Below are 12,398 nucleotides of genomic sequence, written 5' to 3'. Positions count from 1 at the left end.
CTAGACCAGCAGGCGAAGGCTTTTCAATCATCGCACCTGAAGTTGATCGCCAAAGCGTAACCGATCGCAGTTGACAAGCGAGCTCATCTGCATTTGTCTGACAATAGATAAAAAACAGGCAGCCAACGCCAAAACCATCAGCAACAGTCGGCGGGGCCGACAATCCATGGGAGGATTATGACATGAAGAAACTGCTCGTCCTGAGCGCTCTGGCGGCGATGCTCGCCTCGGGCACGGCGCTTGCCGACACCAGCGGCAAGAAGATCGCCTTCTCCAACAATTACGCCGGCAATTCGTGGCGCCAGGCGATGCTCGACAGCTACGGCATCGTCACCAAGAAGGCGGTGGAGGACAAGATCGTCGGCGCCGCCGACATCTTCACCACCGCCGACAAGGAAGTGCCGACGCAGGCTGCCCAGGTGCAGAACCTGATCCTGCAGGGTTATGACGCCATCGTCATCAATGCCGCATCGCCGGATGCGCTGAACGGCGCCATCAAGCAGGCCTGCGATGCCGGCATCGTCGTCGTCTCCTTCGACGGGACGGTCACCGAACCTTGCGCCTACCGCGTCGTCGTCGACTTCAAGGACATGGGCAAGCAGGAAGTCGAGCAGATGGCCAAGTTCCAGCCCAAGGGCGGCAATTTGCTGGAAATCCGCGGCCTTGCCGGCACCTCGATCGACGATGCCATCCATGCCGGTATCTTGGAAGGCGTCGCCGCCCATCCCGAGTTCAAGATCGTCGGTTCGGTGACCGGCGACTGGGACCAGACGACGGCGCAGAAGGCGGTCGCGACGATCCTGCCTTCGTTGCCCGACATCGTCGGCATCGTCGACCAGGGCGGTGACGGTTATGGCGCGGCACAAGCCTTTGCCGCCGCAGGCAAGCCGCGTCCGACCATCATCATGGGCAACCGCCAGGACGAGCTGAAATGGTGGAAGGAGCAGAAGGACAAGGATGGCTACCAGACCTGGTCGGCCTCGATCGCGCCCGGCGTGTCGTCGCTGGCCTTCTGGGTGGCGCAGCAGGTGCTCGACGGCCGCACCGACATTCCGCATGACCTTTTGGTGCCGTATCTCGCCTTTACCCAGGACAATTTCGAGACCGAGCTGCCGAAAATCAAGGAGGGCGGCGTCGCCACCCACGAATACAGCCAGGAAGACGCAATCGCGGCGATCAAAGCCAATATCAAGTGATGCATTGCATTCATTGCCAGCGGCATGACCGACCGGATATCGTTGAGCATGCCTGAGGCCAATACGGACATCATCAGACTGGGCGGCGCCGAAAAACATTTCGGCGCCGCCCATTTGGACATCATCAGGCTGAACGGCGCCGAAAAACATTTCGGCGCCGTTCGGGCGCTTAACGGCGTCGACTTCCATGTTGTATCAGGCGAATGCGTCGGGCTGGTCGGCCACAACGGAGCCGGCAAATCGACGCTGATGCATATGGTGGCCGGTACGCTGCAGCCCGATGGCGGTGAGATCGCGGTGCGTGGCAATGCCGAAACCGACTACTCGGTGGCGCGCGCGCTGAAACTCGGCATACGCTGCGTGTTCCAGGAACTGTCGCTCTGCCCTAACCTCAGTATCGCGGAGAATACGCGCATCAACCATCCGGCGCTCACCGGCTTCGGCTGGCGACGCAAGGCGGCTGCTCTCATTGCCGCCAAGCTGGACGAAATCTTTCCGGATCACGGCATCTCGGCAGACGACATTGCCGGCGATCTCTCCATCGGCCGGCGGCAGATGGTCGAGGTGGCGCGCGCCTTCACGGTGACGCGCGATCCGCTCGACTTGGTCATTCTCGACGAGCCGACCTCTTCGCTGGACGCGCATACTGCGGGCCAGCTGCTTGCCTTCGTGCGCCGTTTCGTAGCCACCGGGGGCAGCTGCATCCTGATCTCGCATGTGCTGGGCGAGGTGCTGCAGAATGCCGACCGCATCGTGGTCATGCGCGACGGCAAGGTGGTCGCCACGGACGTTGCAAAAGCGTTCGACCGCGACCGGCTGGTGGCCACCATGGGCGGCGCGGAAGCGCGCGAGAAGATCGCGGCGGAGATCGCCGCCAGGCCGGCGGCGGGCCCGCTCAGGGTGCGGGCGCGGCCCGAGCGGCAGCAGGACGGCAAGGAGCTTGTCGCTCGCGCCGGCGAGATCATCGGGCTTGCCGGGCTTGCCGGCCATGGCCAGACCGACCTGTTGCTGGCGATCTTTGCCGCCGCGACGCGTAGAAGGCTTGATATCGAGGTGACCGCCCCGGTGGCGCTGGTGGCCGGAGACCGCCAATCGGACGGCATTTTCCCGCAATGGTCTATTGCCGAAAACATCGGCATCCGCTCGCTGGCGCGGCTGCGCAAAGGGTTGCTGATCTCGCCGCAGCGCGAGGCCGAGCTTGCTGAGTTTTGGAAGCAGAAGATCGGCATCCGCACGCCTGACATGACCAACAACATCTTCTCGCTGTCCGGCGGCAACCAGCAGAAGGCGCTGTTTGCCCGCGCACTGGGTTCCGATGCGCAGATCGTGCTGATGGACGATCCGATGCGCGGCGTGGACATCGGCACCAAGCTTGAGGTCTACGATCTCGTGCGCGAGGAGGCGGCCAAGGGCCGGACCTTCCTCTGGTACACCACCGAGACCGAAGAGCTCGACAATTGCGACCACATCCATGTCTTCAAGAACGGCCGCATCGTCGCCAATCTCACGCGCGACGAGCTGACGGAGGAAAAGATCATCCAGTCCTCATTCGGCGATGCGGCCTGAGATGACGGCAATCGCTCCCGGCCCGACGACCTCGCCGCGCAGCAGTGCCGCCCGCGCGCGCCTGTTGCGCAGCCTGTTGCCGGCGCTGTCGCTGGCGCTGGTGGTTATCGCCATCGCCTGGCTCAACCCACGCGCCATCAGCTATTTCGGCTTCAGCCTGATGCTCAACCTGGCGATCCCGATCGCGCTGGCGACGATCGCCCAGATGTTCGTCATCGCCGGCAATGAGCTCGATCTGTCGATCGGCACCTTTGTCGGCTTTGTCGGCTGCGTCACCGCGACCTGGCTGAAGGACGCGCCGCTGCTCGGCGTGGTCATCCTGCTCGGCGCCATCGGGGTCTATGCACTGCTGGGCGCATTGATCCATCTGCGCAATCTGCCGTCGATCGTGGTGACGCTGGGCATGAGCTTCGTCTGGCAGGGGCTTGCCATTCTGGTGCTGCCCAAGCCCGGTGGCAAGGCGCCGGACTGGCTCTTGTCGCTGATGGCCTTCAAGCCGCCCTTCATTCCGTTCCCTATCATCGCCGCGCTGGCGATCGCAGCGGTGGTGCATTTTGGGCTGATGCGCACCTCCTATGGCGTTATCCTGCGGGGATCCGGCGGCAATCCGGCGGCGCTCAGGCGCGCTGGCTGGTCGCTGCTGCGCACCAAGATCGTGCTGTTTGCGCTGACCGGCCTGTTCGGCGTTCTGTCCGGCATGGCGCTGATCGGCATCACCACCTCGGCCGACGCCAATATCGGCAATGGCTACACGCTGCTGGCGATCGCCGGCGTCATCCTCGGCGGCGGCGAGTTCGTCGGCGGCCGGGTATCGCCCATAGGGGCCGTGCTCGGCGCGCTGACACTGGCGCTGGCGGCATCGCCTCTGCTCACCTTCATGCACATCCCGCCGGATTGGCAGGTCGCGGCCAACGGCGCCATCCTGATCATCGTGCTGGCGGCCCGCGTCCTGATCAGCCGCAGGGAGAGGTAGCGATGACATTTGTGAAATCGCTTGTCGCCAAACCCTGGATATGGTCGTTCATCGGCGCGATGTTCGTCTGGCTGGCGACCATCGCTTTCACCGGCGGCTATGGCGGCGGCGGCATGGTCACGGCGGCACTTTCGCTTGCCGTGTTCACCGTCATCGTCGGCGTCGGCCAAATGTTCGTCATCACGCTCGGGCCAGGCAATGTCGACCTGTCGCTACCGGCCAATATCGGGCTCGCCAGTGCCGTCGCCATGAAGGTCATGGGCGGCAGCGATTCCATGATCGTGGTCGGGCTGCTCGCCGCGCTCGCCTGCGGCGCTGCCATCGGTGCCGTCAACTATCTCCTGATCTGGGCGCTGAGGATCCCGCCGATCATCGCCACTCTGTCGGCCAGCTTCATCATCCAGTCGATCGACATCAGCTATGGGCGTGGCCTGCAGATCAAGCCGCCGCCCGGCTTTGCCGATTTTGCCAACTGGCAAATCCTGGGCATTCCGGTGCTGGCGATCCTTACCGTATTGTTCACCATCGGTGCGGCCATCGCCTTGCAGCGCATGATCTATGGCCGCTCGGTGCTGGCGGTCGGCCAGAACATCCGCGCCGCGTGGCTCGCCGGCGTCAATGTCGGCCGCACCCGCTTCCTCACTTACACGCTGTCGGGCGCGCTCGGCGGCATGGACGGGGCGCTGCTCGCCGGCTATTTCCGCGGCGCCAATGTCGATATCGGCAACGAGTACCTGCTGGCCTCGATCGCCGTCGTCGTCATCGGCGGCACCTCGGTCGCCGGTGGCAAGGCCAATGTTCCCGGTGTCTGGGGCGCGGCGCTGTTCCTGGTGCTGCTTCTGACCATGCTCAACACGTTCGGCGTCAGCGCCGGCGTTCGGCTGTTGCTGACCGGGCTGATCATCGTCGGCGTCATCACCGTAGCCGGCGGCGAGAAAGCGCTGCGCTAAAAGGCGTGAGCCCGGCAGCAGTCCCGCCAAATTTGACCATGTGGACAAAAGTCCGCACCCGTTCCATAGTTCCGCGTCTGATTTCGGAACAGTCGGCTCGACACGGCTGTCAAACAGAGGGGCACTAGATGGAAAACCGGAAAAACAAATCGCAATCGACCGGCCTGTCGCGGCGCGACGTGCTGGAACTCGGCGCACTTGGCCTGGCCGCAGCCATGCTGCCGGGTGCAGCCCTCGCCAAGGACAAGAAGCTGAAGGTGGCGGCGATCTTCGCCACGCCGATCGAGGAGCCGTGGGACAACCAGATCCACGTCGCCCTGCAGAAGGCCGAGAAGGAACTCGGCATCGAATACAAATGGTCGGAAAAGGTGCAGACCGCCGATTTCAGCCGCGTCATGCGCGAATATGCGCAAGGCGGGTACCAGCTGGTGCTGGGCGACGCCTTCGCCGCCGAGCGTGAATCGCGCCGCACGGCAAAGCAGTTCCCGAAGACGGCATGGCTGTTCGGCTCGGGCGCCGGCCCGGCCGAGCCCAATTTCGGCGTCTTCGACAACTGGATCCACGAGCCGGCCTATCTGTCCGGCATGATCGCCGGCAAGATGTCGAAGTCGGGCACGATCGGCGCGGTGGCGGCCATGGGCATTCCGGAAGTGAACCGGCTGGTCAACGCCTTCTTTGCCGGCGCCAAGGAGGTCAATCCCAACATCAAGAAGAAGGTCGCCTTCATTGGCTCGTTCTTCGATCCGCCCAAGGCCAAGGAAGCGGCGGTCGCCCAGATCGATGCCGGCGTCGATGTCATCTATGCCGAGCGCTTCGGCGTCATCGAGGCGGCGGTGGACAAGAAGATCCTCGCCATCTCCAACATGTCCGACCAGTCGAGCCTCGGCCCCGACACGGTCATAACCGGGCCGGTCTGGGACATGTATCCGACGGTCGAGCAGGCGATCAAGCTGGTCAAGGCCGGTGTCTTCACCGCGCAGGATTATGGCGATTTCTCGCGCATGGCCAAGGGCGGGTCGTTCCTGGCGCCCTACCATAAATTCGACAAGACGCTGCCGGCGGATGTGAAGGATCTGGTCGAGAAGAAGAAGGCCGAGATCCTGGAAGGCAATTTCCGGGTGGATGTGGACGAGAACACGCCGGTTTCGGATTAGCTCGGCGTACCCTCCCCCTTGAGGGGAGGGTGGCCCGCAGGGCCGGGTGGGGTCCTCCGCGAAGTGCTCCATCCTGCTAAGTCATGGGTTGAGGCAGTTGAGGTGACCCCACCCGCCTCGCTTCGCTCGGCACCCTCCCCTCGAGGGGGAGGGGTATCTCCGCAGGAGCATCCTTGTCCGCCCCTCTCATCGAAATGCGCGGCATCACCAAGAGCTTCGGCGCCGTCAAGGCGAATGAGGCTGTCGATCTAAGCGTCGCCCCAGGTGAGATCCTCGGCCTGCTGGGCGAAAACGGCGCCGGCAAGACGACGCTGATGAATGTGCTGTTCGGCGCCTATGCGCCGGATGCCGGCGAAATTCTTATCCAGGGCAAGACCGTGCGGATCACCAGTTCGGCCGATGCGCTGGCCGCCGGCATCGGCATGGTGCACCAGCATTTTCATTTGGCGCCAAGGCTGACGGTCCTGGAAAACCTTCTGATTGGCATTCCCGGCAAATCCGGCCGCATCGACCGCGCCGGCGGACTTGCCCGGTTGTCCGACATCAGCCGTCGGCATGGGCTGACGCTGGACCCCAACCTGCCTGTCTCCGCGCTGTCGGTCGGCGAGCAGCAGCGGCTCGAAATCGTCAAGGCGCTGTTTCGCGGCGCCAGCCTGTTAATCCTCGACGAGCCGACGGCGGTGTTGGCGCCGGGCGAGGTCGACGGGCTGTTTTCGGCGCTGCGCTCGATGGCGGCGCAGGGGCTCGGAATCATCTTCATCTCGCATAAATTGAACGAGGTGCGGGCGCTCACCCATCGCTGCACCGTATTGCGGCACGGCCGCGTCGCCGGCCGTGTCGACGATCCGGCGAACACGACATCGGCAGAAATGGCGCAGCTGATGTGCGGCCATGAGATCGTGCCGCCGGCAAGAGGACCTTCGACCCCAGGCGCGGCGGTGCTGACGCTCGACGGTATTTCCACCTCACGGCATTCGGGGACGCCGCTGCGCGATGTATCGCTTGCCGTTCGCGCCGGCGAAATCCTCGGCATTGCCGGGGTCTCCGGCAATGGCCAGCGGGCGCTGGCCGAGGTGATTTCCGGCACGCGCGCGCCCGACGCCGGCGCGATGACGATAGCCGGCAAACCTGTTACGCGGTTCTCGCCGCGCGAGGTGCAGGCGCTCGGCCTTGGCCGCATCCCGGAAGACCGTATGACGACCGGGCTGGTCACCAATCTGCCGCTCGCCGATTCCATGGTGTTGCCGCGCATTGGTACTGCGGCTTTCAGCAGCCGGGGCCTGCTCAAGCCAGATGCGATCCGCGCCTTCGCCGAAGAACAGATCAAGGCCTATGACATTAGGTGCCCCGGGCCGATGACCCGCGCCGGCGCGCTGTCGGGCGGCAATCTGCAGAAGGCGCTGCTGGCGCGCGAACTGGCTTTCGACCCGAAGGTGCTGATCGTCTCGCAGCCGACGCGCGGCCTCGACATCGGTGCCGCCCGCTTCATCCACGAAAAATTCCTCGACATGCGTGCCAAGGGCTGCGGGATCATCGTCATCGGCGAGGATCTCGAAGAGCTGCTGGTGCTCTGCGACCGCATCGCGGTGATGTATGAGGGCCGCATCGCCGGCACGCTGGACAGCGCCGATGCGACCATCGCGCGGCTTGGGCTGCTGATGACCCGGGCGGAGGGCAGAGCCTAGATGGACTTTCTCACTCGGTTCCTCGCAGAAACCTCAAATAATACTGCCCGCTTTTGGCTGACTTTAAGCGTCAGCGCTGCCCCTCACCTGCCTGCCGGCATCCTCTCCCCGTATAGAGACGGGGAGAGGGGCTCTCACCCATGGTTTCGCCAATCACCACAGCTGCAAGAGGGGAGTTGCATAGGGCCCGGATCCCTTCTCCCCGTGTCTATACGGGGAGAAGGTGCCGGCAGGCGGATGAAGGGCGGCGCGACCGTCTGGGCGGCGGAGGGGCATAGCTGATGTTCCGCCTCGAAGCCCGCAGTTCCACCCCCGCCTGGTTCAATCTCGCTTTGCCGCTGCTGGCCATCGGCGCAGCGCTGGTCCTGTGCAGCGGCCTCATCGCGCTGGCCGGCGCCGGCGTGCTTGAGGCCTATGGCGTGATGCTGTCGGCCTCGTTCGGCGACAGCTATGCCATCACCGAAACGCTGGTGCGCGCCGCCCCGATGATCTTCACCGGGCTGGCTGTGGCCGTCGCCTTCCGGGCCAAATTCTGGAACATCGGCGCCGAGGGCCAATTGCTGGCCGGCGCCGTGGCCAGCTGCTTCGTCGGCGCCATCCCAATGCCGGGCGCGCTGGCGATCCTGTCGATGGCGCTGGCGGGGGCTGCTGCCGGTGCCGCGGTAGCGCTGGTGCCCGCGACGCTCAGGGTCAAATTCAAGGTGGATGACGTCGTCAGCTCGCTGCTGCTCAACTCGGTCATCTACTATGCGCTGATGGCGCTGATCGAGGGGCCGTGGAAGGACTCGTTCAGTGGCTATCCGATCTCGCCGCCGATCGAGGATTCGGCGAATTTCCCGGTGCTGCTCGAAGGCACAAGGCTGCATCTGGGTGTCATCGCCGCGTTGATCGCAGCACCGTTGATCTGGTTCCTGATCGTGCGGACCACGCTCGGCTTCCGGATCAGGGTCACCGGCGAAAGCCCGGAAGCCGCCCGCTATGGCGGCATCCACGTCGAGCGGGTGCTGATCTCGACGGCGCTGCTGTCGGGCGCGCTGGCCGGGCTTGCCGGCGTCGGCGAGGTCGGCGGCGTGCATTTCCAGGTGATGAGCGACATTTCGCCGGGCTATGGCTATTCCGGCATCGTCGTTGCCATGCTGGCCAGGCTCAATCCGCTCGGCGTCGTACCGGCGGCGATCTTCCTGGCCGCCGTGATGACCGGCGCCGAAGCGATGTCGCGCGCCACCGGCGTGCCGGCGTTCCTCAGCGATGTCATCCAGGGCACGGCGCTGCTCGCCATGCTGGTGGCGCTGCTGTTCACGGCCTATCGCATCCGCCGCGTCGGCGCCTTATGAGCGCGGTGTTCGAACAGATCTTTCAGGTCGGCTTCCTCGCCGCCATTATCCGCATCGCCACGCCGCTGGCATTTGCCACGCTGGGCGAGATGTTCTCCGAGCGGGCCGGCGTGCTCAATCTCGGTATCGAAGGCATCATGCTGCTCTGCGCGATGACCGGCTTCACCGCCGCCAGCCTCAGCGGCAGCCTGTGGCTCGGCGTGCTGGCCGCGGTGTTGACCGGCATGGCGATGAGCGCGCTGCATGCGCTGTTCACGGTGGCGCTCGGCCTCAGCCAGCATGTCTGCGGCATCGGCGTTACTTTGTTCTCGTCCGGCCTTGCCTATTTCCTCTACCGTCTGACCTTCGGCCAGCAATCGGTGCCGCCCAGCATCAAGGGTTTTCAGACGGTGCCGATCCCGCTGCTGTCGGATATTCCGGTTCTGGGGTCAGCGGTTTTCAACCAGTTTGCGCTGGTCTACTTGGCAATCATTGCCATCCCGCTCGCTGCTTTCGTGCTCTACCGCACGCCTTGGGGGCTGTCGGTGCGGATGGTCGGCGAGAACCCGCGCGCCGCTGATTCCGCTGGGGTCAGCATCATCGCCACGCGCTTCCAGGCGGTCATCCTCGGCGGTGCGCTGATGGGGCTTGCGGGCGCCTTCCTCACCATGGCACAGTTCAACGCCTTCACCTTTGGTGTGGTGTCGGGCCGTGGCTGGGTGGCGATCGCGCTGGTCGTGTTCGGCCGCTGGGACCCGTGGCGCTCTGCGGGCGCGGCGCTGCTGTTCGCCTTCGTCGATGCGCTACAATTGCGCATGCAGGCGAGCGGCCTCGGGCATATTCCCTATGAGGCGTTCTTGATGCTGCCCTTCATTTTCACCATCGTCGCGATGGCCGTGATGTCACGCAACGCGGTTGCGCCGTCGGCGCTGCTGAAGCCGTTTCGACGAGAAGAGCGGTAAGGCGAGTAGGACTTGGCGCCCTTCCTCTCCCTCCGGGGGAAGAGGTGGCGCTGCGAAGCAGCGACGGAGCGGGGAACCACCTCGCCACTGTTGCCAACGGGTGCGCATGAATCTTCCTTGCGCCAAGGGTCGACCCCCACTCCGTCGAGTTGCGCTCGACACCTCTCCCCCGATCGACGGGGGAGAGGAAGGGCGCCAAGCCTGGGATACTCACATCGCCGTAAAACCATTATCGACAAACAGATGCGTGCCATTGACGAAGCTGGACTCATCGCTGGCGAGGTACAGCGCTGCCTTGGCCACTTCCTCCGGCTCACCGATGCGGCCCTGCTGTGCGGCCAATGCGGCGTCCGACACGTCGACGCCGAGCTTGCCGAGATCGGCGACCTCGCGCAGGCCGTGCGGCGTGCGGATGAAGCCGGGACAGACGGCGTTGCAGCGTATGTTGCGGTCGCGGAATTCGACTGCGATGGCGCGCGCGAACATGTGGCAGGCGCCCTTGGTGGTGTCGTAGAGCACCTCCATGGGTGTGGCCGCCACAGCCGAGATCGACGAGGTGCAGACGATCGAACCGCCACCGGCAGCGATCATGCCCGGCAACACGGCGCGCGTCATCAGGAACATCGAGCGGACATTGACCGCATGCAGCCAGTCCCATTCCTGCACTGTCGTCTCCAGGAACGGCTTTATCACGATGGTGCCGGCATGGTTGAACAACACCGTGGCCGGGCCGAGCCTGGCAGTCGCCGCCTTCACTGCGGCCTCGACCTGCGCCTCGTCCGAGACGTCGGCCACCCAGTGTTCGGCGATATGTCCCCGCGCGCGTATCGCCGCCGCAGTGGCTGCCGCCGCCTCGCCATTGCGGTCGATGATCGCCACCTTGGCGCCTTCGGCGGCGAACAATTCCGAGGCCGCTCCGCCCATTCCGGTCGCGCCGCCCGAGATGATTGCAATCTTGCCGGCTAGTCTTGTACCCATGTTCTGTTCCCGTTCCCGATCGAAATGATCCGCATTTATGCCGGAATGGCGATGCTATCGCCTATGCAGACGTCGGCCAAGCTTGTCGCTCGCTTGTCGCCAGCAGGGGTCCCCCAGCAATCCAAAACCAAATAATAAGGCATACTGAGAAAATCGTTCTACATATCGCCAAAAAATAGCACTCGACAAAGTCTACTGATTTTATAGATTAATCCGCAAGACGGAGGTCGATATGTCCTATATCCAGAACGCCGAGACGGACCGCACCAGCCAGAGGCTGGCCAATAGCCAGGCTTTCCGCCCGGCCTATGCCGGCGCCTTCGCCTATCTCGTCTTTGCCCTTGCGTTCGTGTTCACCGGGGCAGTCGTGCTCGGCTTGATTCCCTGACCCGTTCAGGCCGAAGGGTGGCGACCTATCGCTTTCAGTGAGTGACCGGAGTTGATGAACCGAATGCGGATGCGCTTTGGCGCTGACCGCTTGTTTTTACGCATGTCGTCGTCTCAAAAACCGGGGCCACTTTTGGGCGACATACATCCAACGTGATGGAGGAGATGGCAATGCCGATCGAGTTCACGCATGTTCCCGGTAAAACGCATGCCGCCGACGCCGGTTCGGCCGTTCCGTTCTTCTATGATTTCGTCGAGACGGCGACAAAGCTGTCGCTGATCGAGGATTCCGGCTTCCAGAACATCGTCGTCGACGACCCGGCCGGGCTGTTGACCAATATGGACATCGCCGCCCAGGCGCTGGACCGCACCTCGTCGCTGGAAGTGGTGCTGACGCACTGGGCCGGCGTGATCGCGCCTGCGGTTGCGGCGCGGCAACTGGCGGCGCTCGACGCCAGGAGCGGCGGCCGGCTGGCGCTGAGGATGCTGAGCGAGCCGCTGGATGACGACGATGCCGAGACGCGTCCGGTCGGCCACACCGTGGTCTGGCAGCGCATCGACGAATATCTGGTGCTGCTGAAGCGGCTGTGGTCGAACGACCGGCCCTTCGACCATGAAGGTGCATTCTACAGCATCAAGGGTGGCTATGTGCCGCGCAAGGGGCCGCATGGCGTCGACGTGATCATCCGCATGGGTGGCCAGTCCGGCACCGCGCTCAAGGTCGCCGGCCGCCATGCCGACGTGTTTGAACTCACGGCTGGTTCGCTCGACGAGATCCGCCAGCTGATGGAACGGGCGCGCAGCGCCGCCGCCGAGCATGGCCGCGCCGGCAAGCTGCGTTTTGCGCTTCCGGTCCGGGTCCGCTCGGAGGGTGGCGCCTCTACCGTCGGCCACAAGGCGGTCGAACTTTCCGGACCACCGGCGCAGATCGCCCTGTCGCTGCTGCCCTATGCGGCGCTGGGCATCAGCGAGTTCATGATCGTCGGTGTCGACCGGCCGCGCGAGATCGCCAGCGTCGGCCGCGAGACGATCGCGCTCTTGCGCAACTCGCTGGCACGCCGGGAGGCGGAGGTGCCGCAGCCCGGCGCGTTTGCCTCGCGGGGCGGGTCGGATATTCACGCAGCTGGGTAGCGAGATCGCGATCGGGAACGCCGGCGGGGACAGCACCCCCCTCTGTCCTGCCGGACATCTCCCCCTCAAAGGGGAAGATTGGCAGCTTGAGCGCCGGCTCTCA

Annotated in this window: 11 protein-coding genes; 10 read left to right on the top strand and 1 reads right to left on the bottom strand. The window is 64.4% G+C overall.

Annotated elements, in window-relative coordinates; genetic code table 11:
• Positions 1-182 precede the first annotated feature (182 nt).
• The 8 genes from NKI10_RS18635 (at position 183) to NKI10_RS18600 (ending at position 9,799) form a co-directional block, all read left to right on the top strand.
• A complete protein-coding gene (locus NKI10_RS18635) occupies positions 183-1,196 on the top strand; it encodes an ABC transporter substrate-binding protein (RefSeq protein WP_023683930.1) in 1,014 nt (337 codons plus the stop codon).
• 48 nt (positions 1,197-1,244) lie between these two features.
• Positions 1,245-2,762, top strand: a complete 1,518-nt coding sequence (locus NKI10_RS18630; RefSeq protein ID WP_023732918.1) for a sugar ABC transporter ATP-binding protein — start codon at positions 1,245-1,247, stop codon at positions 2,760-2,762.
• A gap of 1 nt (position 2,763) precedes the next feature.
• Positions 2,764-3,735 carry an ABC transporter permease gene (locus NKI10_RS18625; RefSeq protein ID WP_023752675.1) on the top strand — a complete coding sequence of 324 codons (972 nt, stop codon included), beginning with the start codon at positions 2,764-2,766 and terminating at the stop codon, positions 3,733-3,735.
• A 2-nt stretch (positions 3,736-3,737) separates the two neighbouring features.
• Positions 3,738-4,685, top strand: coding sequence for an ABC transporter permease (locus NKI10_RS18620; protein ID WP_352861362.1), 948 nt, complete (start codon positions 3,738-3,740; stop codon positions 4,683-4,685).
• Between the two features lie 128 nt (positions 4,686-4,813).
• Positions 4,814-5,839 (top strand): BMP family protein, encoded by a 1,026-nt coding sequence (locus NKI10_RS18615; RefSeq protein ID WP_023694458.1) that lies wholly within the window; start codon positions 4,814-4,816, stop codon positions 5,837-5,839.
• A gap of 173 nt (positions 5,840-6,012) precedes the next feature.
• Positions 6,013-7,524, top strand: a complete 1,512-nt coding sequence (locus tag NKI10_RS18610; RefSeq protein ID WP_352861359.1) for an ABC transporter ATP-binding protein — start codon at positions 6,013-6,015, stop codon at positions 7,522-7,524.
• Positions 7,525-7,805: 281 nt separating this feature from the next.
• Positions 7,806-8,858 (top strand): ABC transporter permease, encoded by a 1,053-nt coding sequence (locus tag NKI10_RS18605; protein WP_023806411.1) that lies wholly within the window; start codon positions 7,806-7,808, stop codon positions 8,856-8,858.
• Positions 8,855-9,799: an ABC transporter permease gene (locus NKI10_RS18600; RefSeq protein ID WP_023732921.1), complete on the top strand. Its 945-nt coding sequence runs from the start codon at positions 8,855-8,857 to the stop codon at positions 9,797-9,799. The genes NKI10_RS18605 and NKI10_RS18600 overlap by 4 nt, the downstream gene beginning before the upstream one ends.
• A gap of 210 nt (positions 9,800-10,009) precedes the next feature.
• On the opposite strand, the gene NKI10_RS18595 is transcribed toward NKI10_RS18600, so the two are convergent.
• Positions 10,010-10,777 (bottom strand): SDR family NAD(P)-dependent oxidoreductase, encoded by a 768-nt coding sequence (locus NKI10_RS18595; RefSeq protein WP_023686096.1) that lies wholly within the window; start codon positions 10,775-10,777, stop codon positions 10,010-10,012.
• Between the two features lie 232 nt (positions 10,778-11,009).
• Between NKI10_RS18595 and NKI10_RS18590 the strand changes: the two genes are divergently transcribed.
• Together NKI10_RS18590 and NKI10_RS18585 are read left to right on the top strand one after the other, a co-directional pair.
• Entirely contained in the window at positions 11,010-11,165 is a 156-nt protein-coding gene (locus tag NKI10_RS18590; RefSeq protein ID WP_023670454.1) for a hypothetical protein, read from the top strand.
• Between the two features lie 170 nt (positions 11,166-11,335).
• Positions 11,336-12,295: an LLM class flavin-dependent oxidoreductase gene (locus NKI10_RS18585; protein ID WP_352861357.1), complete on the top strand. Its 960-nt coding sequence runs from the start codon at positions 11,336-11,338 to the stop codon at positions 12,293-12,295.
• The last annotated feature ends 103 nt before the right edge of the window (positions 12,296-12,398 follow it).

This window comes from Mesorhizobium sp. M0802, assembly GCF_040320115.1.
In the GTDB taxonomy this organism is placed as follows: Bacteria; Pseudomonadota; Alphaproteobacteria; order Rhizobiales; family Rhizobiaceae; genus Mesorhizobium.
This window is presented reverse-complemented; position numbering and strand designations above follow the sequence as displayed.

What these genes read in the sequence shown, in the direction of transcription:
- NKI10_RS18635 (WP_023683930.1), top strand. Translation starts at nt 183, where the DNA reads ATGAAGAAACTGCTCGTCCTGAGCGCTCTGGCGGCGATGCTCGCCTCG.
- NKI10_RS18630 (WP_023732918.1), top strand. Translation starts at nt 1,245, where the DNA reads ATGCCTGAGGCCAATACGGACATCATCAGACTGGGCGGCGCCGAAAAA.
- NKI10_RS18625 (WP_023752675.1), top strand. Translation starts at nt 2,764, where the DNA reads ATGACGGCAATCGCTCCCGGCCCGACGACCTCGCCGCGCAGCAGTGCC.
- NKI10_RS18620 (WP_352861362.1), top strand. Translation starts at nt 3,738, where the DNA reads ATGACATTTGTGAAATCGCTTGTCGCCAAACCCTGGATATGGTCGTTC.
- NKI10_RS18615 (WP_023694458.1), top strand. Translation starts at nt 4,814, where the DNA reads ATGGAAAACCGGAAAAACAAATCGCAATCGACCGGCCTGTCGCGGCGC.
- NKI10_RS18605 (WP_023806411.1), top strand. Translation starts at nt 7,806, where the DNA reads ATGTTCCGCCTCGAAGCCCGCAGTTCCACCCCCGCCTGGTTCAATCTC.
- NKI10_RS18600 (WP_023732921.1), top strand. Translation starts at nt 8,855, where the DNA reads ATGAGCGCGGTGTTCGAACAGATCTTTCAGGTCGGCTTCCTCGCCGCC.
- NKI10_RS18595 (WP_023686096.1), bottom strand. Translation starts at nt 10,777, where the DNA reads ATGGGTACAAGACTAGCCGGCAAGATTGCAATCATCTCGGGCGGCGCG.
- NKI10_RS18590 (WP_023670454.1), top strand. Translation starts at nt 11,010, where the DNA reads ATGTCCTATATCCAGAACGCCGAGACGGACCGCACCAGCCAGAGGCTG.
- NKI10_RS18585 (WP_352861357.1), top strand. Translation starts at nt 11,336, where the DNA reads ATGCCGATCGAGTTCACGCATGTTCCCGGTAAAACGCATGCCGCCGAC.